The following is a 21191-nucleotide window of genomic DNA, read 5'->3' as shown; positions in this document are numbered from 1 at the left end:
AGAGGGGTTTGCGTGAGGCCATCTGCCAATTGAGCCGGTGTGTCGCACGATCTGGCTGATATTTCGAACTTTTTTTGTGACCGATGCGATCAGCACCCCACCGAGGGCGTGAATTTAGCGCCTTGAGGCGGTCACTGCTCGATCAATTTCGAACATATATTCAATTTCGGGCTTCCCGGCTTCCCGGCTTCCTGGGCTTCCGCGCTATGCGGGATTCCCCCGAGTACGTGCCCGCTGCCAGCGCCGCAGCAACCCGTCGGGGACCTCTTCCGCGGTGAGCGCAAAGACGAGGTGGTCGCGCCAGGCTCCGTCGATGTGGAGATAACGCGGTCTGAGGCCCTCCTCGCGGAATCCGAGTTTCTCCACGACCCGGCGGCTCGGCCCGTTCTCCGGGCGAATGCAGACCTCGATGCGGTGCAGTCCGACGGTGCGGAAACAGTGGTCCACGACAAGCGCCACGGCGGTCGGCATCACTCCGCGTCCCGCCACCGACTCGTCCACCCAGTAACCGATGTGGCCCGAGCACATGGAGCCCCAGGTGATTCCGGCGACCGTCAACTGCCCGACCAGACGCCCCTGGTACTCGATGACGAACGGCAGCATCCGGCCGGAGTTCGCCTCGGACCGCAGATGCCGGACCATCTGGCGGTAGGTCGGCCGGTGCGCGATCGGCCCGCTCGGAGTGGGCGGCGGAATGGTCGCCTCCCAGGGGCGCAGCCAGTCCCGGTTGCGCCGGTTGACCTCGCGCCAGGCCCGCTGGTCGCGCAGCTTTATCGGCCTCAGGACGATGTCGCCGTCCGTCAGCACGACGGGCCAGGATGGGCTGTTCAGCTCGCACCCCCACTGGTGGAGCCGGGTCTGGGGTGGTCTCCGCCGCGGATCTGGTCGACGGCGTGGACCAGGACGGGTTCCAGGACGGCGAGGCCGTCCTTCACCCCGCCGGTGGAGCCCGGCAGATTGACGATCAGTGTGCTTCCCGCCACTCCGGCCAGGCCCCGGGAGAGCGCGGCGGTGGGCACCTTGTCCCGCCCGTACGCCCTGATGGCCTCCGCGATGCCCGGCACCTCGTGGTCGATGACCGCGCGCGTGGCCTCGGGCGTGCGGTCGGTGGGCGAAAGGCCCGTGCCGCCAGTGGTGACGATCACGTCGTACCCGGCGTCGACGGCGGCGCGCAGGGCGGCCTGCACCGGATCGCCGTCGGGGACGACCTGCGGCCCGTCGACGGCGAAGCCGAAGCCCTTGAGGCCGTCGGCGATCAGCGGGCCGCCCTTGTCCTCGTAGATCCCGGCGGCGGCCCTGTTGGAGGCCGTGACGACCAGAGCGCGATACGTCATGTCCGGCTCCAGTCGCCCGACTTGCCGCCCGTCTTCTCCTCGACCCGTACGTCCGTGATGACCGCTCCCTTGTCGACCGCCTTGACCATGTCGATCACGGTGAGCGCGGCGACGGAGACGGCGGTGAGGGCCTCCATCTCGACGCCCGTGCGGTCCGTGGTCTTGACGGTGGCCAGGATCTCGACGGCGTCGTCCGCGACCGACAGGTCCAGTTTCACACCGGACACCGACAACGGGTGACAGAGCGGGATCAGGTCCGGGGTGCGCTTGGCGCCCATGATGCCCGCGATGCGCGCGGTGGCGAGGGCGTCGCCCTTGGGGACCCCCTCGCCGCGCAGCAGCTCGACCACTCGGGGCGAGACAAGGACGCGTCCGCTGGCGCGGGCGGTGCGCGCGGTCACGTCCTTGCCGGACACGTCGACCATGCGGGCGGCGCCCGCGTCGTCGATGTGGGTCAGTCGATCGTCCGTACTCATTGGCTGTGTGGCGCTCCCGTCCGGGCCCTCGCGGTGCGGCGCGTGGGTCTGTTGTGCGCGACACGGTATCGCGGGCCGGGAGCACTCAGCCGAGCAGGACGACCTCGACCTCGGAGCCGGGCTCGACGGACTCCACGTCCTCGGGGACGACGATCAGCGCGTCCGCGTGCGCGAGGGCCGCGACCAGGTGGGATCCGGCCCCGCCGACCGGCGTCACCGAGCCCTCGGCGTAGGTCCCGCGCAGGAACTGTCTGCGGCCCTTCGGCGAGGTCAGCGCCTTGGGGGCGGTGAGGGTCGCGCGGGTGCGCGGCCGGTGCACGTCGTCGAGTCCCATCAGGGTGCGGATGGCGGGGCGGACGAAGAGCTCGAAGGAGACGTACGACGACACCGGGTTGCCGGGGAGGGCCAGCAGCGGGGTGTGGTCGGGGCCGATGGAGCCGAAGCCCTGGGGCTTGCCCGGCTGCATGGCCAGCTTGCGGAAGTCGATGCCGCTGCCCGGCTCGTCCTCGTCGCCGACGTACGACAGGGCCTCCTTGACCACGTCGTACGCCCCGACGCTCACGCCCCCCGTGGTGACCATGAGGTCGGCGCGGACGAGCTGGTCCTCGATGGTGGAGCGGAGGGTCTCCGCGTCGTCGGCGACGGCGCCCACGCGGTAGGCGATGGCGCCGGCGTCGCGGGCGGCGGCGGTGAGGGCGAAGCTGTTGGAGTCGTAGATCTGGCCGCTGCCCAGTTTCTCGTCGGGCTGGACGAGTTCGCTGCCGGTGGACATGACGACCACGCGCGGGCGGGGGCGCACGCGCACCGTGCCCCGGCCGATCGCGGCGAGCAGGGCGATCTGCGGCGGCCCGAGGACCGTGCCGGCCTCGAGGGCGCGGTCGCCGGACTTCACGTCGCTGCCCTTCGCGCGGACGTGCGCGCGTGCCTCGGCCGGCCGGTACACGTGCACGTGCCCCTCGGCGCCCTCGGGGGCCAGGGACCGGGCGCGCATACCGGTCGCCGGACCCTCACCGAGGCCGCCGTCGGTCCACTCGACGGGGACGACGGTCTCCGCGCCGGGCGGCAGCGGAGCGCCGGTCATGATGCGGGCGGCCTGGCCGGGGCCCACATGGAGCAGGTCGGCCTGGCCCGCCGCGACGTCCCCGACGACGGTCAGGACGGCGGGGAACTCCGCGCTCGCGCCCGCGACATCCGAGACCCGCACCGCGTACCCGTCCATGGAGCTGTTGTCGAACGGTGGCAGCGAGACGGGCACCGTGACGTCCTCGACCAGCACACAGCCCTGGGCGTCGAGGAGTTGCAGCTCGATGGGTTCCAGGGGGCGGACGGTCGTGAGGATGTCCTCCAGGTGTTCGTCCACCGACCAGAGGTGGTCCTGGCCGGTGGTGCGGGGCGCGGCGCTGCTCAACGTTGCTACATCTCCTCGGCTACGTAACTGCGAAGCCAGGTCCGGAAGTCCGGGCCCAGGTCTTCACGTTCGCATGCGAGTCTGACAATGGCACGCAGGTAGTCGCCGCGGTCGCCGGTGTCATAGCGGCGGCCCTTGAAGACGACGCCGTGCACCGGGCCGCCGACCTTCTCGTCCGCGGCGAGCTGCTGGAGGGCGTCGGTGAGCTGGATCTCGCCGCCGCGGCCGGGCTCGGTCTTGCGCAGTATGTCGAAGATGTGCGGGTCGAGGACGTAGCGGCCGATGATCGCGTAGTTGGACGGGGCGTCGGCGGCGGCCGGCTTCTCGACCAGGTCGTGGACCTTGACCACGTCGGAGTCGTCGGTGGGGTCGACGGCCGCGCAGCCGTAGAGGTGGATCTGCTCGGGTGCGACCTCCATGAGCGCGATGACGCTGCCGCCGCGCTGCTCCTGGACCTCGACCATGCGTGCGAGGAGCGGGTCGCGCGGGTCGATCAGGTCGTCGCCGAGGAGAACGGCGAAGGGCTCGTGGCCGACGTGCGGGGCGGCGCACAGCACCGCGTGGCCGAGGCCCCTGGGGTCGCCCTGCCGCACGTAGTGCATGGTCGCCAGGTCGCTGGACTCCTGGACCTTGGCGAGCCGGCCCGCGTCGCCCTTCTTCTGGAGGGCGGACTCGAGCTCGTAGTTGCGGTCGAAGTGGTCCTCCAGGGGGCGCTTGTTGCGGCCCGTGATCATGAGGACGTCGTCGAGGCCGGCGGACACGGCCTCCTCGACCACGTACTGGATCGCCGGCTTGTCGACGACCGGCAGCATCTCCTTGGGAGTGGCCTTGGTGGCCGGCAGGAACCTGGTACCGAGGCCTGCTGCGGGGATGACAGCCTTGCTGATCCTGGGGTGCGACTGGGTCATGGCGGCAACCTTATCCGGTGCCTTTGCAGGGAATCTGAGGCTCCGGTTAATTGGCTCTCATATGAGCACATATGGAAGGGTACGGGTGCGACCTATGAGTCACATCGGACGTGCGACCGAGGCTGACAAGCGAATGTTGCGGCGAGAGCTCCTCGCGGTGAGAAACAGATTGACGGCCGATGACGTGCGGGAATCCGCGGACGCTCTGGCCGGCCGCGCTCTGGAGCTGCCGGAGCTGGCGCATGCGCGCACGGTGGCGGCGTACGTCTCCGTAGGGAGCGAGCCGGGGACGCTCGCGCTGCTGGACGCGCTGCGCGAGCGGGGCGTGCGCGTCCTGCTTCCCGCCCTCCTGGCGGACAACGATCTCGACTGGGGCGCCTACACCGGGGAGGGCTCCCTCGCGCGCGTCCAACACGGCGGAAAAATGGCCCTTTTCGAGCCCGCCGGCGAACGTCTGGGACCGGACGCCGTGACCGGCGCCGACGTCGTGCTGCTGCCCGGTCTCGCCGTCGACGCCCGCGGGATGCGGCTGGGACGCGGCGGAGGGTCGTACGACCGCGTCCTCACGCGTCTGGAGCGCGCGGACGCCCACCCCGCGCTGGTGGTGCTGCTGTACGACTCGGAGGTCGTCGGGCACGTCCCGGAGGAGGCGCACGACCGGCCGGTGCATGCGGTGGTGACGCCGTCGGGGGTGCGGCGGTTCACATGAGAAGTGCCCTCCACGCGCGCGTGGAGGGCACTGCCCGTGGCCCGTGATCCGTGGCCTGGGGCCGGTGGCTCAGGGCTTCAGGACCAGGGTGTCGCTCGTGTCGTCGTCGACGGCCTTTTCCGAGAAGTTCCAGTCGAGCAGTTCGCCCTTGACCCACTTGCTCGTCTGGTCGGTGTAGTGGGCGCTGTAGGCGTGTCCCGAGGCGCCGGTGAGGTTGATCCACTTCGACTTGTCGAGGTCGTCGAGGTTGACCACCATGCGCATCGACGGCACCCAGACGACGCCGTAGCCGCCCGCCGCGTTCCAGCCGGTGGCGTTGACCGTCGCCTCGCCGCCGCTGAGCTTCCAGGGGCCGCGGTTGAGGATGTACTTCACGAAGGCGGGGCCGTCGGTGCCGAGGGTCTGGTTCTTCAGGAACAGGCGGTGCAGCCGGCCCCAGCTCCAGGTGTCGATGTCCTTGCCCAGCTTGGCCGTCAGCTCCCAACGGGCGTCGATCATGGCGCGCTTGAACAGGTCGTCGCGGTTGTCGCTCGCCCCGGGCCGGGTGAGCGACTTGGGCGTGGACCACCAGTCGCTCTTCTGGTCGTCCAGGAGGTTGCGGACGACCTCGAACCAGCGGTCACCGCCGTCCGGCTGCGCCTGGTCGGCGGCGCGCTCGCCGCACTCGCGCACCTTGTTCGTCTCGTCCGCGGGCCCGGTGCTGTTGACGGGATCGACCCACAGGCACTGGCCCTCGACCCGCAGTTCCTTGGGCAGCTTGTTGCCGAAGGCCAGCTTGAGGATGTTGCGCCAGACCGAGTTGAAGTAGGCGGCCGCCGCCGAGTCGGCGTCCTGGGTGTAGTCCCAGCCCTCCAGGAGGTCCTGCGCCTCACGGACGGCCTTCGCCCCGCGGACGTCCTTGTCCGTGATGTCGATCTTCAGCAGCTTGGGCACGAGCAGCTTGGCGATCTCGCTGCTGTTGTCCAGCTGCATCTGGCGCATGTCGTCGGTGGAGATCTTGCCGCCGCCCCTGATCTTCGACTCGATCAGGTCGGTGATGCGCTGGCTGCGGGTGCCGTAGCCCCAGTCGGTGGTGAGCGTGTAGGGATACTTGTCCGGGTCGATCACGGCCTGGTTGGCGGTGACGATGTAGCCGCGCTTCGGGTTGAACTCGTAGGGCAGTGCGGCCTTGGGGATGTACCCGGTCCACTTGTAGCCGGAGTCCCAGCCCGGCGCCGGGATCGAGCCGTCGTCCTTCTTCGCCCGCGTCGGGATCTTTCCGGGCAGTGTGTAGCCGATGTTGTTCTTGTCCGCGTAGACGAGGTTCTGCGAGGGCACGTCGAACAGGGCGGCCGCGGAGCGGAAGTCGCTCCAGCTCGCCGCCCTGTCCAAGGCGAAGACGGCGTCCATGGAGGTGCCGGGGTCGAGCGCGGTCCAGCGCAGCGCGATGCCGTAGCCGTCGCCGCGGTCGGGTGCGGCGGTGTTGACGCCGGCCTTCTTGCCGACCGTCACGAGCTCGTCGTCGCGGTCGGAGAGCAGGGGCATCCCGTCGGCGGTCTGGCGCACGACGATCGTCTTGGACTTGCCACCGGCGACCTTGATGGTCTCCTCGCGGGTCTTGAACGGCCGCACCGTGCCGTCGTAGAGGTAGCCGTCGCCGGAGACCTTCTCCAGGTACAGGTCGGTGACGTCGACACCGGAGTTGGTCATGCCCCAGGCGATGTTCTGGTTGTGGCCGATGACCACACCGGGCATGCCGGCGAAGGTGTAACCGGTCACGTCGTACTGGCACTTGCTGGAGACGGTGCGGCAGTGCAGGCCCATCTGGTACCAGACGGACGGCAGCGAGGCCGACAGATGCGGGTCGTTGGCCAGCAGCGGCTTGCCGGTGATGGTGTGATCCCCGGCGACCACCCAGGAGTTGGAGCCGATGCCCTGGCCGTTCACGCCGACGGCCGTGGGCACGTTGTCCAGGACCTTGTAGAGACCCGACAGCTGGCTCGTCAGGGCCGAGCCGGTCGCGCTGCTCGTGGAGCTACCGGACGTACCAGAGGTACCGGACGCACCGCTCGTGGAGGAGCTGCCGTTCTGCTGGAACGTCTTGGTGAGCGCGTTGTACTGGCCCTCCTGGACGATCGCCTTGTTGCGGCTGTACGGGTAGTCCGGGTACAGGTCGGCGATCTGCTTGGGGCCGAGGCGGCTGGTCATCAGGGCGCGGTCGATCTCGTCCTGCATGTTGCCGCGCAGGTCCCAGGCCATCGCCTTCAGCCAGGAGATCGAGTCGACCGGGGTCCACTGCGCCGGCTTGTAGTCGTTGACGAAGCCCAGGGCCGCGTACTCCAGGGAGATGTCCTTGCCGTCCTTGCCCTTCAGGTAGGCGTTGACTCCCTTGGCGTACGCCTGGAGGTACTTCTTGGTGGAGTCCGACAGCTTGGTGTCGTACTCCTTCTTCGCCACCCGGTCCCAGCCCAGGGTGCGCAGGAATTCGTCGTCCTTGACCTGGTCCTTGCCGAACATCTCCGACAGCCGGCCGGAGGTCATGTGACGGCGCACGTCCATCTCGTAGAACCGGTCCTGCGCCTGGACGTAGCCCTGCGCCATGAACAGGTCCTCGTCGGAGGAGGCGTAGATCTGCGGGATGCCGTTGCCGTCGCGCTTCACGTCGACGGGTCCTGACAGGCCGTCGAGCGTGATCGATCCCTTGGTCTGCGGGAACGACGCGCGGACGGTGCTGATGGACCAGTACGCCCCGTAGGCGACGCCTCCGATGATGGCCAGGACCAGTACCAGCACGACCAATCGGGCTTTGCGCCCCTTCTTCCTGCCGGACTTGCCGGGCTTGTCACCCGTTGTGGCGGTGATGTTGGGGGGCATCGCTGTCCTTGCTGTCCTAACGCGAGCGGCAGGCGGGGCTGTGACTTTGAATGAGCGCTGGAGCAACCATAGGCGCAGGGCCCCGCACCCCTTGACGCGGAGTCGGGAACGAGACCGGGCGCGCGTTCGATCCTGCCTCGGCGAGCGTCAAGAAATCGTCAAGAGTTAGGTAAGGTAACGAAGTACTTGGGTGCGGAGTTTCTCGGCTTCGTGTCCTATGTACGTGAGCTCCCGCGCGGGATGCGCGTGAGCCAGGGAAGGGAACGGCCGCTGACTGTCCACCACCTCAACCAGCTTCTGCTCGTCTGCTCGCTCGTCCTGCTCGTCGCCGTGGCAGCGGTCCGGATCTCCTCGCGCAGCGGGCTCCCCAGCCTGCTCGTGTACCTGGGGATCGGGGTCCTCATGGGCCAGGACGGGATCGGCAACATCCACTTCAACAATGCCGAACTGACCCAGGTCATCGGATACGCGGCCCTGGTCGTGATCCTGGCCGAGGGCGGTCTGGGCACGAAGTGGAAGGAGATCAAGCCGGCCCTGCCGGCCGCCTCCGCGCTGGCACTGGGCGGGGTCGCGGTGAGCGTCGGGGTCACGGCATCGGCCGCGCACTTCCTGATCGGGCTGGAGTGGCGGCAGGCGCTCATCGTCGGGGCGGTGGTCTCCTCCACGGACGCGGCGGCGGTCTTCTCGGTGCTGCGCAAGATCCCCCTGCCCGCCCGCGTGACGGGCACGCTGGAGGCCGAGTCCGGCTTCAACGACGCCCCGGTGGTCATCCTGGTGGTCGCCTTCTCGACGGCCGGCCCCGTCGACCACTGGTATGTGCTGCTGGGCGAGATAGCCCTGGAACTCGCCATCGGCGCGGCCATCGGTCTCGCGGTGGGCTGGCTCGGCTCCTGGGGTCTTCGGCACGTGGCGCTGCCCGCCTCTGGCCTCTACCCGATCGCGGTGATGGCGATCGCCGTCACCGCGTACGCGGGCGGCGCGCTCGCGCACGGCAGCGGTTTCCTCGGCGTCTATCTCGCCTCGATGATGATGGGCAACGCGAAACTGCCCCACTGGCCCGCCACCCGCGGTTTCGCCGACGGACTCGGCTGGATCGCCCAGATCGGCATGTTCGTGCTGCTCGGCCTGCTGGTCACCCCGCACGAGCTCGGCGACGACGTGGTGCCCGCGCTCGTCATCGGTCTGGTGCTGACCATGGTGGCGCGCCCGCTGAGCGTGGTGCTGTGCCTGACGCCGTTCCGGGTGCCGTGGCAGGAGCAGACCCTGATGTCCTGGGCCGGACTGCGCGGCGCGGTCCCCATCATCCTGGCGACGATCCCGATGGTGCAGGGCGTGGACGCCAGCCGTCGCATCTTCAACATCGTCTTCGTGCTGGTCGTCGTGTACACCCTGGTCCAGGGGCCGACGCTGCCCTGGCTCGCCGGCAAGCTGCGGCTGGGCGAGGACGCCGAGGCCGCCGACCTCGGCATCGAGTCCGCCCCGCTGGAGCGGCTGCGCGGGCATCTGCTGTCCGTCGCGATCCCCGAGGGCTCGAAGATGCACGGCGTCGAGGTGGCCGAGCTGCGCCTGCCGGCCGGGGCCGCCGTCACCCTGGTCGTCCGCGAAGGAAAATCGTTTGTCCCCCTGCCCACGACGGTGCTGCGGCGCGGCGACGAACTGCTCGTCGTCACCACGGACCCGGTGCGGGACGCCACCGAGCGGCGACTGCGCTCGGTCGGCCACGGCGGCAAGCTGGCCGGATGGCTCGGGACGAACGGGACGGGAGCGGGAGCCGGGCGTTAACGGCGTGTTTCGTACGATTCACACCGCGAGTAATCGCAGGTGAACGTCCCCCATGGTGCTCGTATTCACAGGCACAGCGCCCGATGATCCCTGTACGATGAAGGCGCACCCAGATCGAACCAACTCTGCCTGACGCAGTGCTGGCGCGACCGTATGGCGGCCGGAACGTCCCTAGGCAGTGGACCGCCGGTATCTACCGCAGTTCCGCGCAAGAGGACAGCTCTCGGCGCCGCCCGAAAAAAGGGGCCGCGCTACCAGGCGGCAGAAAGGCACGGGCCGTGGCATCCACGGTCACCTCCCGCCCGGGCTACGGCCAGCTGCTGCGCACCCGCGGCGCCTGGACGTTCCTGCTCCCCGGCTTCGCGGCACGCCAGCCGTTCGCGATGCTCACCATCTCCATCGTGCTGCTCGTGCAGCACACCACCGGCTCCTACGGCGCGGCGGGCGCCGCCGCGGCCGTCACCGGGGTCTCCATGGCCCTGTTCGCGCCCTACAGCGGCCGTCTCGCGGACCGCTACGGGCAGCGCGCCGTACTGATCCCCGGCGTACTGCTGCACTCCCTGTCGGGCCTGACCCTCACCGCGCTCGCGCTGGCCCACGCGCCCCTGTGGGCACTGTTCGCGGCGGCCGTGCCGACCGGCGCCTCGGTCCCGCAGGTCGGCCCCATGGTCCGCGCCCGTTGGGGCGTGAAGCTCCAGGGCTCGCCCCTGATGACCACCGCGGCCGCCTTCGAGTCCGTCACGGACGAGCTGACCTTCGTCTTCGGGCCGCTGCTCGCCACCGCCCTGTGCACCGCCGTCACCCCGGCCGCCGGCCTGGTGACCGAGGCCTCGCTGACGCTCGTCGGCGGTCTGCTGTTCGCCGCGCAGAAGAGCACACAGCCCGAGGTCGGCGCGACCGGGCACGCGCGCGTGGAGCACGCCTCCGCGCTGCGCGTTCCCGGTGTGCGCGTTCTGATCGTGGCGTTCCTGGGCATCGGTTCCGTCTTCGGCGGCATACAGGTCTCGCTGGCCGCGTTCACCGAGTCGATCGGCGAGCCAGGCCTGAACGGCGTCCTCTACGGCGTCTTCGCGGCGGGCAACATGCTCTCCGGCATCGTCTGCGGCGCGGTCGCCTGGAAGGTGGCCCCGCAGCGGCGGCTCGTCCTCGGGTACGGCGCCCTCGCCCTGGCGGCCTCCGGCCTGTGGGCCGCCCACTCGGTGCTCCTGCTGGCCGGCCTCGGCCTGCTCGTCGGCATGTGCATCGCGCCCGCGCTGATCACCGGCTACACGCTGGTCGAGGGCCTGGTCCCGGCGGGCGCCCGCACCGAGGCCTTCACCTGGCTGACCGGCGCGGTGGCACTCGGCCAGGCGGCGGCCGTCACGGTCGCCGGACAGCTGGAGGACCGCTTCTGGGGCGGGGCCGGATTCCTGGTGCCGATGGCCGGTACCGTACTGGCGCTGACGACCCTCCTGGCCCTTCGGTCACGGCTCGTGACACGCCCCCGCAGCCTGACCGTCGCACGTGGCGTCGGTCACCGAGTGCCGGTGACAGTGGACTGATCCTCAGGAATACGTCACTATAGACGCTCGTTAGCACTCATTGAGTGAGAGTGCCAGGAGGAAGACAGTGCCCACCTACCAGTACCAGTGCACCGAGTGCGGCGAGGGCCTCGAGGCGGTGCAGAAGTTCACCGACGACGCTCTGACCGAGTGCCCCAACTGCGGTGGCCGCCTGAAGAAGGTGTTCTCCGCGGTCGGCATTGTCTTCAAGGGCTCCGGTTTCTACCGGAACGACAGCCGCGGCTCCTCTTCGAGCAGCTCGCCGGCGTCGAAGTCGTCGACGTCCACCTCGTCGTCGGCTCCGTCCTCGTCGTCCTCGGACTCGAAGCCGTCGAGCACCGGCACCACCTCCAGCAGTTCCGCCGCCTAGGACCCGCTCACGGGACCCTGTCGTCGTCCGACGGCAGGGTTCTCGCCGTCTCCGGATCCCCCTTCTCCGCACGCCGTCCGGGCCCGATACTGTGCGCCCATGGCGAACGCAGAGATCGGTGTAATCGGCGGCTCGGGCTTCTACTCGTTCCTCGACGACGTGACCGAGGTCCAGGTGGACACCCCTTACGGGCCGCCCAGCGACTCCCTCTTCCTCGGCGAGATCGCCGGCCGGCAGGTCGCCTTCCTGCCCCGCCACGGACGCGGCCACCATCTGCCGCCGCACCGGATCAACTACCGGGCCAACCTGTGGGCGCTGCGGTCGCTCGGCGTGCGCCAGGTGCTCGGCCCGTGCGCGGTGGGCGGGCTGCGCCCCGAGTACGGGCCGGGCACGCTGCTCGTGCCGGACCAGCTGGTCGACCGTACGAAGTCCCGGGTGGGGACGTACTTCGACGGTCTGCCGCTGCCCGGCGGCACCATCCCGAACGTGGTGCACGTGTCCCTGGCCGACCCCTACTGCCCCGTCGGACGGGCTGCCGCCCTGAAGGCCGCGCGCGGCCGGGACTGGGAGCCGGTGGACGGCGGCACCCTGGTCGTGGTCGAGGGGCCGCGCTTCTCGACCCGCGCAGAATCGTTGTGGCACCAGGCGCAGGGCTGGTCGGTGGTCGGTATGACGGGCCATCCCGAGGCGGCGCTCGCCCGTGAACTGGAGCTGTGCTACTCGACGATGACGCTGGTCACCGACCTCGACGCGGGCGCCGAGACCGGCGAGGGCGTCTCGCACGACGAGGTGCTGCGGGTGTTCGCGGCCAATGTGGACCGGCTGCGGGGCGTGCTGTTCGACGCGGTGGCCGCGCTGCCCTCGAACGAGGACCGGGACTGCCTGTGCACGAGCGCGCTGGGCGGGATGGATCCGGGGTTCGAGCTGCCGTAACGGGGGCCGGGGGGAGCCTCGGACGGTTCGACATTCCGGAACTTCCCGTTCCGGTGAGGGAGTTGTCCACAACCCGTCGGTAGTCCACCGGCGTCGGCAGAGATCGCCGCGAGGCCTCATCGTGGGCCTGCAAGGCGATCCCTCGATGACTCCTCGATGCAGGTGGTGATTGGCATGTCCCTCCCTCCTCCGCCCTTCTTCCCCTCCCCTTCCGCCCCGCGCCCGCCCGGCGCCGACGCCCCCGCCACCTGCGAGGTCCCGCACTTCGCTCCCGTGCGGGTGCGCGGCGGGCGGTATCGGCTGCAACGGCTCGTACGGCACCGGAGGCGGGCCGTGGCCGCGGGCCTCGCGGTGACCGCGGCCGCGCTGGTGGCGGCGGGGCCACGCACCGCCGGCCCGGCGCGTGGGCATCCGGTGGCGGATCCCGTACGGAAGCACCGCGCCGTCGAGATGGTGGCCGCGCCGGTGCGGATCGCCGACGGGGCCACGGTCCGGCTGCTCAGGCCCGGCGACCGGGTGGACGTCGTCGCCGCGCAGGAGACGGCGACGGGGGGTGCTGCCCGTGTGGTCGCGCGCGGGGCACGGGTGACCAAGGTGCCGGAGCCCGTGGACGACGGGGCTGAGCGCGGGGCGCTGGTCGTGCTCTCGGTTCCCCGTTCCACCGCGGCACACCTCGCCGGCGCGAGCGCGACGGCCCGGCTGGCGGTGACGGTGTGCTGATCCCCCCACCCGGACGGGCAGGGCGATCCCGCCGTGCCGTAGGTTGCGGAACTGTTTGTTCCTCAACCTACGCGTGCGAGAAGAGGACCCGAGGTGAGCGAGAAGAAGGAACCGAGCATCTGGCATGGCTTCAAGGCCTTCCTGATGCGCGGGAACGTCGTCGATCTGGCGGTGGCGGTGGTGATCGGGGCCGCGTTCACCAACATCGTGAACTCGGTGGTGAAGGGGCTCATCAACCCGCTGGTCGGGGCGATCGGCACCACGAACCTCGACAACTACAAGTCGTGCCTGAGCGAGTCGTGCCCGGGCAACCACGGGATCCAGCTCATGTGGGGCTCCGTCCTCGGCGCCACCCTCAGCTTCGTGATCACGGCGGCCGTCGTCTACTTCCTGATGGTGCTGCCCATGGCGAAGTACCTCGCCCGCGTGGAGGCCCGCCGCAAGGCGCGGGAGGGCACCCACGAGGTGATCGAGGTGACCGAGCTGGAAGTGCTGAAGGAGATCCGCGACGAGCTGGTCGCACAGCGCGGGGCCGGGCGCAACGGGCAGTAGCGGCAGCGGCCCGCGCGGTTCAGAGGTGGTGGGGCGGCTTCTCGTCGAGGAAGCGCTTCAGGTCGGCCGCGGAGTCCCCTTCGGAGCGCGGCCGCTCGCCCCAGCCTCGGTCGGTGTCGTCCGAGGACTGCTGGTCCAGCGGATCGTCGAAGATCAGCGCGGGCTTCGGGGCGCGCGGCTCGGGGGCGGGGGCGGAGGTCATGCGTCCAGGGTACGGCCCCGGGGGCGCGCGCCGGCCGGGTCGCGCCGGTGGCCCGGCCGGCCCGCGGGCTGTGCGCGGTGAGGACGGGGCCGTGGCTGCTGCCGAGGAATTCCCGCCGGTTATCTGCTGTGCTTGGTCCCATGACGACCAGCTCGACTCCGCCGCCCGCGTCCTCCGGCACGCCGGCGGACCGCCGACCACTGCGCAGGCTCGCGGCCCGGGGCCGCGGGGAGGCGCACCGCGTCGCCTCACCGCTGGAGCTCTTCTTCGACCTGTGTTTCGTCGTGGCCGTCGCCCAGGCGGGCGTCGAGCTGGTGCACTCCATCGCCGAGGGGCACGCGGGCGAGGGGATCCTCAACTACGCGATGGTCTTCTTCGCCATCTGGTGGGCGTGGATGAACTTCACCTGGTTCGCCTCGGCCTACGACAACGACGACGTGCTCTACCGGGTGGTCACCCTGGTCCAGATCGCCGGGGTGCTGGTGCTGGCGGCCGGGATCTCCCGGGCGTTCGAGAAGCACGAGTTCCTGGTGGTCTGGCTGGGCTATGTGATCATGCGGGCCGCCATGACGGCACAGTGGCTGCGTGCGGCACGGTCGGCCGAGGGCGCCGAGCGGACCATGGGGCTGCGCTATGCCGCGGGTGTGTCGCTGTGCATGGTCGGCTGGCTCGGGCTGGTGGTGCTGCCGGTGGGCGCCCGGGGGTGGGTCTTCGTGGTGATGGCGGTCCTGGAGATGTGCGTGCCTCCGTACGCGGAGAAGGACCACCCCACGTCCTGGCATCCGCACCACATCTCCGAGCGGTACGGGCTCTTCACGATCATCGTGCTCGGCGAGACCATCGCGGCGGCCACCGTCGCGGTGAAGTCGGGCATCGACGAGAACGACGCCCTGGGCGATCTGCTGCCCATCGCGGCGGGCGGGCTGCTGATCATCTTCGCCGCCTGGTGGATCTACTTCGCGGTGCCGATCCACGGTCATCTGCGCACCAACGGGCAGGCGTTCCTGTGGGGGTACGGCCACTACCTGATCTTCGCCTCGGCGGCCGCGGTCGGGGCGGGCCTGGAGGTGGCGGTGGAGCAGGCGGTCGGCAAGGCGCACATCTCCACGCTGGAGGCGTCGGCGGCGGTGACCCTGCCGACGGCGCTGTATCTGCTCACCGTGTGGGCGCTGCACTCCCGTTACTACAAGGTGGGCATCGCCCAGCAACTGGTCCTGCCGAGCACGGCGTTGCTCGTGATCGTCTGCACCTTCCTGGGGCACTGGGCGGTGCTCGCGGCGGGCCTGGTGTCGGCGCTGGCGGTGGCGTGCGGGGTGGCGCTGGCGGTGCGCAGGGACCGGGGCCCAGGAGAGGCCGGGGCGAGCGGATCGAGCGGATCGGGCGGGGAGCACGCGACGAGTCCGGTCGGCTGACGGGGCGCTGTCGTGCCGGGCCGGGCGAGACTGGCTCCATGACAGTTGACGCATTGACGGACGTCACCGGAGTGCGGGTGGGACACGCGACGCGCACCGGCGGCGGCTGGCTCACCGGCACGACGGTCGTCCTCGCCCCGGAAGGCGGCGCCGTCGCCGCCGTGGACGTGCGCGGCGGCGGTCCCGGCACCAAGGAGACCGACGCGCTCGACCCGCGCAATCTCGTGCAGAAGGTCGAGGCGATCGTGCTGACCGGGGGCAGCGCGTACGGGCTCGACGCGGCGTCAGGGGTGATGGCCTGGCTGGAGGAGCAGGGGCGCGGGGTGCGTGTGGGGGTGGATCCCGCGCACGTGGTGCCGGTGGTCCCCGCCGCCTGCGTCTTCGACCTCGGGCGGGGCGGCGACTTCCGCGCCAGGCCCGATGCCGCCACCGGCCGGGCGGCGGTCGAGGCGGCCGCGGCGAGCGAGGCCGGGGCACGGGTGCGGGAAGGGTGCGTGGGCGCCGGCACCGGGGCGGCCGTGGGGCCGCTGAAGGGCGGGGTCGGCACCGCGAGCACGGTGCTCGGCTCGGGGATCACGGTGGCCGCCCTGGTGGTGGCCAACGCGGCCGGATCGGCGATGGATCCGGAGACGGGGGTTCTGTACGGGGAGTTGTTCCAGGGGCGCGTGAGCTGTCCCGAGCCGCATGTCCACGAGGCCGCGCGCGGCCGTCTCGCCGAGAGCACCGCGAAGAACGCCCTCCCTCCGCTGAACACCACGCTCGCCGTGGTCGCCACCGACGCGGACCTGTCGAAGGCGCAGGCGCAGAAGCTCGCCGGTACGGCGCACGACGGCATCGCGCGCGCCGTGCGGCCGGTGCACCTGCTCAACGACGGCGACACGGTGTTCGCCCTGGCGACCGGAGCGCGCCCGCTCGACGCCGGGCACCCCCTCGCGCTGAACGAGATCCTCGCGGCGGGCGCGGATGTGGTGACCCGGGCGATCGTGCGGGCCGTGCGCTGCGCCGAGCCGGTGGACGGGCCCGGCGGGACGTGGCCCTCGTACGAGGAGTTGTACGGGAGTCGGTAACAACAGGGCTGCGTTCGCACGCGATTGTCCCGGTTCTGTCACGTGATCGCGTTCATCGCGGACGGAGGGAACCCCACCGTCCGCCGATTCCCTCCTTTCCCACGCACTGGAACGGACAACGCACATCACACGAAACTGGAGCAGCCCGTGAGAACGCCGGACATTGCAGCGCGGCGCGTACGCGTACTGGGAGCCTGTGCCGCCCTGATGGTCGGCGCCCTCACCCTGACCGCCTGCGGTGGCGACGCCAACGCCAACTCCTCGGGCTCCTCGGGCGACGCCAAGGGCGGCGAGAGCACGTCCAGGACGTCGACGGCGAAGATCGTCATCTCGGCGAAGGACGGCTCGACCGACGCGTCGATCAACACGACCGGCGTGAAGGTCAGCGGCGGCAGGCTGACCGACGTGAAGATGACGGTGGCCGGGTCGGGGCAGGCGGTTGCGGGGTCGATATCCGCGGACGGCGGGGTCTGGAAGCCCAAGGAGCAGCTGGAGCGCGGGACGAAGTACCAGATCTCGGCGACCGCGAAGGACGGCAGCGGCCGTACGGCGGCCGCCAACTCGATCTTCACCACCGTCACTTCGGCCAACAGCTTCATCGGGACGTACACCCCGGACAACGGGACGACGGTCGGCGTGGGCATGCCGGTGTCCTTCACCTTCGACAAGGTGATCAGTGACAAGAAGGCCGTGCAGTCGCACATCACGGTCACGTCGACGAGCGGGCAGAAGGTGGTCGGGCACTGGTTCGGGGCGCAGCGGCTCGACTTCCGGCCCGAGGAGTACTGGAAGGCCGGCTCCAAGGTCACGATGAAGATCGACCTCGACGGCGTCCAGGGCGCGAACGGCGTCTACGGGGTGCAGAAGAAGACCGTCACCTTCACGATCGGGCGCTCCCAGGTCTCCACGGTGGACGTGAACACGCAGACCATGACGGTCGTGCGGGACGGCACGACCCTCAAGTCGGTGCCGATCTCGTCCGGCAGCCCGGAGCACACGACGTACAACGGGCAGATGGTCATCTCCGAGAAGTTCGTGCAGACGCGCATGAACAGCGAGTCGGTGGACCTGGGCAGCGAGTACGACATCCCGGATGTGCCGCACGCGATGCGCCTGACCCGGTCCGGCACCTTCATCCACGGCAACTACTGGTACAACAGGGGCAATCCGCCCTTCGGCCGCCAGGGCACCAGCCATGGCTGCGTCGGGCTCGCGGACGTGCAAGGTGCTCAGGGCGCCACGAACGCCAAGTGGTTCTACGACAACTCGCTGATCGGGGACGTCGTGATCGTCAAGAACTCCCCCGACAAGACGGTCGCCCCCGACAACGGGCTCAACGGCTGGAACATGCCGTGGAGCGAGTGGGTGGCGGGGAGCGCTGGCTAACCGCCGCCTGAGCAGCACTTTCTGACAGATCGTCGGGCCGTGTGGGAACTTCTCACACGGCCCGCGCGTTTTCTGTGCGTACGTTTTCTCGGTTCCCGGACATGATGTCCGACCGAGGGGCTACGGTATGCACCCACAAGGTGACATGCAGCAACGCCGGGAGAAACCTTGAGCGTTCCGTACGAGACGACAGCGTACGAACCCGCCGAGTCGCCCGAGTCTCCGGAGGAGCATCTCGAGCGACTCCTCGGCCGTGCCCTGAACTCCTTCGAGCTGCCGGACGAGACGATACGGCAGCTGGACTGCGCGCTGGCGCACGACAGTTCACTGCACTCCGCGCACCACAGCTCGGGGCTGCACCGCGAGACGTACCGGCACACCTGGCTGCTGGTCGACGGCTCGGCGCTCACGCTGTGGGAGCTCGTGCACAACACCGCGCCGGGCAGCCTCGCGCAGCACGAGGTGTATGTCGACGAGGAGGAGCTGCGTGCGGCCACCGCGCGGCTGCCGCTGCCTGCGGACGCACCGGACTTCGAGCTGCCGGTGACGGTACAGCTGTCGCCGGTCCCGGCCTCGCGGCACGCGTATGTGCCGGACGATTCCGCGGACCATGCGCGCCGGCTGCTGCGCCGCGCGGAGAACCCGGACCGGCCGGGCACGGAGACGGCCGCGCTGCTCGCGACGGCGTTCGCGCACCAGATCACGCAGGCCTTCGGACGCCCGTGCCGCGCGGGGCGGGCCGGGCTGTGCTTCTCGCTCTACGAGCACGCGTTCCTGCTGCGTGACGGCGTGGAGGTCTCCCTCTGGGAGGTCGAGCACACGGCGACGCCCGACGGACGGCACATGTGCGAGGTGTACGTCAGCGAGGACGCGGCCCGGGATGCGATGGAGCGGCGGGCGGCGCAGCTCTCCTGACCCGCCGGCCGCGGGTCAGCGGCCGTCGCTGAGCTGCCGTACCAGGCCCGCGAAGGCGGCCCGCTCCGTCGGCGTCAGTTCGACGTACTCCAGATGCGGAGGGAACTGCCGCTGGTGCGGGAGGGAGCGCAGGGGGGTGCGGCCGGTGTACCAGAGGGTGCGCAAGGTGAGCCGTAGGCTGCCGGCACCGGAGCGGCCGCGGCGCACCAGGCCGATCAGGCCGAGCGTCCAGACGACGGCCGCGAAGGCGAGGACGGCCACGCCCAGCGACTGGAGGATCGAGACGTGCTCATCGGGCATGCGCCCCAGTAGACACCACGGTCCGGGGCTTTGACCCCGGACCGTGACGTATCTCGCAGTCTTCGCAGGTAAGGCACATGCCCCTCAGCTGTACTGATCGACTCACAGTGCACCAAAGGGGCATGCGGGCCTCGATGTCAGGCGGCCACCGGCTGCTTCGCCTGGGCCGTCGCCGTCGACGTGTCGTCCGCCGTGCCGGGGCTCACGGCCCCCGGGGCCGGCTTGCGCATGCCCTTCAGGAAGACCACCAGACCGGTGGTGACGCACACGCCGACCGCGATGGCGATCAGGTAGAGGAAGGCGTTGCCGATCAGCGGGACCACGAAGATGCCGCCGTGCGGGGCGCGCAGGGTGGCGCCGAAGGCCATCGACAGAGCTCCGGTGATCGCGCCGCCCACCATCGAGGAGGGGATGACGCGCAGCGGGTCGGCCGCGGCGAACGGGATCGCGCCCTCGGAGATGAAGGAGGCGCCCAGCACCCAGGCGGCCTTGCCGTTCTCACGCTCGGTCTCGGTGAAGAGCTTCCCGCGGACCGTGGTGGCCAGCGCCATCGCGAGCGGCGGGACCATGCCGGCGGCCATGACCGCGGCCATGATCTTCATCGCGGAGTCGCTCGGGTTGGAGACCGCGATGCCGGCGGTGGCGAAGGTGTACGCGACCTTGTTGACGGGGCCGCCGAGGTCGAAGCACATCATCAGGCCGAGCAGGGCGCCGAGCAGGATGGCGTTGGAGCCGGAGAGGCCGTTCAGCCAGTCGGTCATGCCCTTCTGGGCGGAGGCGATGGGCTTGCCGACCACGACGAACATCAGGAACCCGACGATCGCCGAGGAGATCAGCGGGATCACCACCACCGGCATGATGCCGCGCAGCACCGCCGGGATGTTGATCTTCTGGATCGCCATCACCACACCACCGGCGAGCAGACCGGCGACCAGACCGCCGAGGAAGCCCGCGTTGATCGTGGAGGCGATCATGCCGCCGACGAAGCCGGGGACCAGGCCCGGCCGGTCCGCCATGCCGTACGCGATGTAGCCGGCCAGGACCGGGACCAGGAAGCCGAAGGCCACGGCGCCGATCTGGAACATCAGCGCGGCCCAGCTGTCGGTCTGCGTCCACACGAAGTGGTCCATCACCGACGGCGCCGACTTGATCTCGTAGCCGCCGATCGCGAAGCCGAGGGCGATCAGCAGACCGCCGGCCGCGACGAACGGGACCATGTAGCTCACGCCGGACATCAGCCACTTGCGCAGCTTGGTGCCATAGCCCTCGCCGGACTCGCCGGCGCGCTCGACCGGGGTGCCGGGCGCGGCCCCCGCGGTCACCTCACCGCGCTCGGCCTTGCCGCGCACCTCGGTGATCAGCTCCCCGGGGCGGTTGATGCCGGCCTTCACGCCGACGTCGACGGTGGGCTTGCCGGCGAAGCGTTCCTTCTCCCGTACGGGGACGTCGTGGGCGAAGATCACGGCGTCCGCCGCGGCGATGACGGCCGGGTCGAGCCGGGTGAAGCCCGCCGAGCCCTGGGGCTCGACGGTGACCTCGACGCCCGCCTCGCGGCCCGCGTTCTCCAGCGACTCGGCCGCCATGTACGTGTGCGCGATGCCGGTCGGACAGGACGTGACGGCGACGATACGGAAGGGACGCTCGTCCGCCGAGGGGGCGCCCGGTGCCGGGGCGGACGCGTCCTCGACGCTCGCACCCGGCGCCGGGGCCGTGCTGCCCGCTGCGGCGTCGGCGGAGGCCGCCCCCGACGCCGCAGCGGAGTCTTCGGAGCCGGCCGCTGCCGGCTCGTCCCCGCGGATCAGTGCGGCCGCGGCCGCCGCGTCGCCCGCCGACCGCAGTGCGTCGGTGAACTCGGCGTTCATCAGCTGCCGGGCCAGCGACGAGAGGATCGTCAGGTGGGCGTCGTCGGCGCCGGCGGGGGCCGCGATCAGGAAGATCAGGTCGGCGGGCCCGTCCGCCGCGCCGAAGTCGATGCCGGCGGCGCTGCGTCCGAAGGCCAGCGTCGGCTCGGTGACGTGTTCGCTGCGGCAGTGCGGGATGCCGATGCCGCCGTCGAGGCCGGTGGGCATCTGCGCTTCGCGCGCGGCCACGTCGGCGAGGAAGCCGTCCAGGTCGGTCACCCGGCCCAGGGCCACCATGCGCTCGGCGAGGGCACGCGCCGCCGCTTCCTTCGTATCGGCGGACAGGTCGAGGTCGACCAGATCCGCGGTGATCATCTCGCTCATCGCGGGCTCCTTCGCACGCGTATCGCCCGGGGGGTGGGGTGGGCGGGGGTGGGGACGGGGGTGCTGCGGGGGGTGGGATCGGTGGGGGTGGAGGCGGG

The 21191-nt window shown here is 70.5% G+C and carries 20 protein-coding genes; 11 read left to right on the top strand and 9 right to left on the bottom strand.

The genetic code is table 11. The annotated features are described in order from the left end of the window. Window positions 1-204: 204 nt before the first annotated feature. The 5 genes from ACWC1K_RS12285 to galU form a co-directional block, all read right to left on the bottom strand. On the bottom strand, window positions 205-807 hold the full coding sequence (locus ACWC1K_RS12285) for a GNAT family N-acetyltransferase (protein WP_351473787.1): 603 nt from the start codon (window positions 805-807) through the stop codon (window positions 205-207). Window positions 808-827: 20 nt separating this feature from the next. Further along, the gene (locus ACWC1K_RS12280) at window positions 828-1334 is read right to left on the bottom strand and encodes a MogA/MoaB family molybdenum cofactor biosynthesis protein (RefSeq protein WP_450830687.1); all 507 of its coding nucleotides are present in this window, start codon (window positions 1332-1334) and stop codon (window positions 828-830) included. Then, window positions 1331-1810: a cyclic pyranopterin monophosphate synthase MoaC gene (gene moaC / locus ACWC1K_RS12275; RefSeq protein WP_030941990.1), complete on the bottom strand. Its 480-nt coding sequence runs from the start codon at window positions 1808-1810 to the stop codon at window positions 1331-1333. The genes ACWC1K_RS12280 and moaC overlap by 4 nt, the downstream gene beginning before the upstream one ends. 85 nt (window positions 1811-1895) lie before the next feature. Further along, window positions 1896-3218 carry a molybdotransferase-like divisome protein Glp gene (gene glp, locus ACWC1K_RS12270; protein WP_450830685.1) on the bottom strand — a complete coding sequence of 441 codons (1323 nt, stop codon included), beginning with the start codon at window positions 3216-3218 and terminating at the stop codon, window positions 1896-1898. A 5-nt stretch (window positions 3219-3223) separates the two neighbouring features. Next, the gene (galU, locus tag ACWC1K_RS12265) at window positions 3224-4126 is read right to left on the bottom strand and encodes a UTP--glucose-1-phosphate uridylyltransferase GalU (protein WP_450830684.1); all 903 of its coding nucleotides are present in this window, start codon (window positions 4124-4126) and stop codon (window positions 3224-3226) included. A gap of 94 nt (window positions 4127-4220) precedes the next feature. Here galU and ACWC1K_RS12260 point away from each other — a divergent pair, with 94 nt between their 5' ends. Continuing rightward, window positions 4221-4835 carry a 5-formyltetrahydrofolate cyclo-ligase gene (locus ACWC1K_RS12260; protein WP_450830683.1) on the top strand — a complete coding sequence of 205 codons (615 nt, stop codon included), beginning with the start codon at window positions 4221-4223 and terminating at the stop codon, window positions 4833-4835. Between the two features lie 69 nt (window positions 4836-4904). Here ACWC1K_RS12260 and ACWC1K_RS12255 read toward each other — a convergent pair whose 3' ends face one another. Next, the gene (locus ACWC1K_RS12255) at window positions 4905-7688 is read right to left on the bottom strand and encodes a penicillin acylase family protein (protein WP_450830681.1); all 2784 of its coding nucleotides are present in this window, start codon (window positions 7686-7688) and stop codon (window positions 4905-4907) included. Window positions 7689-7928: 240 nt separating this feature from the next. On the opposite strand from ACWC1K_RS12255, the gene ACWC1K_RS12250 reads away from it, so the two are divergent. The 6 genes from ACWC1K_RS12250 to mscL all read left to right on the top strand — a co-directional run bounded on the left by ACWC1K_RS12250 (window position 7929) and on the right by mscL (window position 13586). Next, the gene (locus tag ACWC1K_RS12250; RefSeq protein ID WP_450830763.1) at window positions 7929-9470 is read left to right on the top strand and encodes a potassium/proton antiporter; all 1542 of its coding nucleotides are present in this window, start codon (window positions 7929-7931) and stop codon (window positions 9468-9470) included. Window positions 9471-9748: 278 nt separating this feature from the next. Further along, window positions 9749-11011 (top strand): MFS transporter, encoded by a 1263-nt coding sequence (locus ACWC1K_RS12245; RefSeq protein ID WP_450830679.1) that lies wholly within the window; start codon window positions 9749-9751, stop codon window positions 11009-11011. Between the two features lie 67 nt (window positions 11012-11078). After that, window positions 11079-11381: an FmdB family zinc ribbon protein gene (locus ACWC1K_RS12240; protein ID WP_450830677.1), complete on the top strand. Its 303-nt coding sequence runs from the start codon at window positions 11079-11081 to the stop codon at window positions 11379-11381. A gap of 99 nt (window positions 11382-11480) precedes the next feature. After that, window positions 11481-12314: an S-methyl-5'-thioadenosine phosphorylase gene (locus ACWC1K_RS12235; RefSeq protein ID WP_450830676.1), complete on the top strand. Its 834-nt coding sequence runs from the start codon at window positions 11481-11483 to the stop codon at window positions 12312-12314. Between the two features lie 174 nt (window positions 12315-12488). Next, a complete protein-coding gene (locus ACWC1K_RS12230; protein ID WP_450830674.1) occupies window positions 12489-13034 on the top strand; it encodes a hypothetical protein in 546 nt (181 codons plus the stop codon). Window positions 13035-13127: 93 nt separating this feature from the next. After that, window positions 13128-13586 carry a large conductance mechanosensitive channel protein MscL gene (gene mscL / locus ACWC1K_RS12225; protein ID WP_450830672.1) on the top strand — a complete coding sequence of 153 codons (459 nt, stop codon included), beginning with the start codon at window positions 13128-13130 and terminating at the stop codon, window positions 13584-13586. Between the two features lie 19 nt (window positions 13587-13605). Here the strand turns inward: mscL and ACWC1K_RS12220 are convergent, their stop codons facing one another. Continuing rightward, window positions 13606-13788 (bottom strand): hypothetical protein, encoded by a 183-nt coding sequence (locus ACWC1K_RS12220; protein ID WP_450830670.1) that lies wholly within the window; start codon window positions 13786-13788, stop codon window positions 13606-13608. A 140-nt stretch (window positions 13789-13928) separates the two neighbouring features. Here ACWC1K_RS12220 and ACWC1K_RS12215 point away from each other — a divergent pair, with 140 nt between their 5' ends. The 4 genes from ACWC1K_RS12215 to ACWC1K_RS12200 all read left to right on the top strand — a co-directional run bounded on the left by ACWC1K_RS12215 (window position 13929) and on the right by ACWC1K_RS12200 (window position 18568). Further along, complete coding sequence (locus ACWC1K_RS12215) at window positions 13929-15200, top strand: low temperature requirement protein A (RefSeq protein ID WP_450830669.1); 1272 nt, start codon at window positions 13929-13931, stop codon at window positions 15198-15200. 38 nt (window positions 15201-15238) lie between these two features. Further along, window positions 15239-16267, top strand: coding sequence for a P1 family peptidase (locus ACWC1K_RS12210; RefSeq protein WP_450830668.1), 1029 nt, complete (start codon window positions 15239-15241; stop codon window positions 16265-16267). A gap of 147 nt (window positions 16268-16414) precedes the next feature. Beyond that, on the top strand, window positions 16415-17653 hold the full coding sequence (locus ACWC1K_RS12205; protein WP_450830666.1) for an Ig-like domain-containing protein: 1239 nt from the start codon (window positions 16415-16417) through the stop codon (window positions 17651-17653). A 168-nt stretch (window positions 17654-17821) separates the two neighbouring features. Continuing rightward, a complete protein-coding gene (locus ACWC1K_RS12200; RefSeq protein ID WP_450830665.1) occupies window positions 17822-18568 on the top strand; it encodes a DUF6227 family protein in 747 nt (248 codons plus the stop codon). A 15-nt stretch (window positions 18569-18583) separates the two neighbouring features. Here ACWC1K_RS12200 and ACWC1K_RS12195 read toward each other — a convergent pair whose 3' ends face one another. Next, window positions 18584-18868, bottom strand: a complete 285-nt coding sequence (locus ACWC1K_RS12195; protein WP_450830663.1) for a hypothetical protein — start codon at window positions 18866-18868, stop codon at window positions 18584-18586. Between the two features lie 137 nt (window positions 18869-19005). Then, window positions 19006-21093: a PTS fructose transporter subunit IIABC gene (locus tag ACWC1K_RS12190; RefSeq protein WP_450830661.1), complete on the bottom strand. Its 2088-nt coding sequence runs from the start codon at window positions 21091-21093 to the stop codon at window positions 19006-19008. Between the last annotated feature and the right edge of the window lie 98 nt (window positions 21094-21191).

It is taken from the genome of Streptomyces sp. NPDC001492 (assembly GCF_053597275.1).
Note: the sequence above shows the minus strand (reverse complement) of the source record. Positions and strands in the feature narration are given on the sequence as shown.

Bases quoted from the DNA above. Each gene is read 5' to 3' on its own strand.
- ACWC1K_RS12280 (WP_450830687.1), bottom strand. From the start codon at position 1,334: ATGACGTATCGCGCTCTGGTCGTCACGGCCTCCAACAGGGCCGCCGCC.
- moaC (WP_030941990.1), bottom strand. From the start codon at position 1,810: ATGAGTACGGACGATCGACTGACCCACATCGACGACGCGGGCGCCGCC.
- galU (WP_450830684.1), bottom strand. From the start codon at position 4,126: ATGACCCAGTCGCACCCCAGGATCAGCAAGGCTGTCATCCCCGCAGCA.
- ACWC1K_RS12260 (WP_450830683.1), top strand. From the start codon at position 4,221: ATGAGTCACATCGGACGTGCGACCGAGGCTGACAAGCGAATGTTGCGG.
- ACWC1K_RS12255 (WP_450830681.1), bottom strand. From the start codon at position 7,688: ATGCCCCCCAACATCACCGCCACAACGGGTGACAAGCCCGGCAAGTCC.
- ACWC1K_RS12250 (WP_450830763.1), top strand. From the start codon at position 7,929: ATGCGCGTGAGCCAGGGAAGGGAACGGCCGCTGACTGTCCACCACCTC.
- ACWC1K_RS12235 (WP_450830676.1), top strand. From the start codon at position 11,481: ATGGCGAACGCAGAGATCGGTGTAATCGGCGGCTCGGGCTTCTACTCG.
- ACWC1K_RS12230 (WP_450830674.1), top strand. From the start codon at position 12,489: ATGTCCCTCCCTCCTCCGCCCTTCTTCCCCTCCCCTTCCGCCCCGCGC.
- ACWC1K_RS12220 (WP_450830670.1), bottom strand. From the start codon at position 13,788: ATGACCTCCGCCCCCGCCCCCGAGCCGCGCGCCCCGAAGCCCGCGCTG.
- ACWC1K_RS12215 (WP_450830669.1), top strand. From the start codon at position 13,929: ATGACGACCAGCTCGACTCCGCCGCCCGCGTCCTCCGGCACGCCGGCG.
- ACWC1K_RS12210 (WP_450830668.1), top strand. From the start codon at position 15,239: ATGACAGTTGACGCATTGACGGACGTCACCGGAGTGCGGGTGGGACAC.
- ACWC1K_RS12195 (WP_450830663.1), bottom strand. From the start codon at position 18,868: ATGCCCGATGAGCACGTCTCGATCCTCCAGTCGCTGGGCGTGGCCGTC.
- ACWC1K_RS12190 (WP_450830661.1), bottom strand. From the start codon at position 21,093: ATGAGCGAGATGATCACCGCGGATCTGGTCGACCTCGACCTGTCCGCC.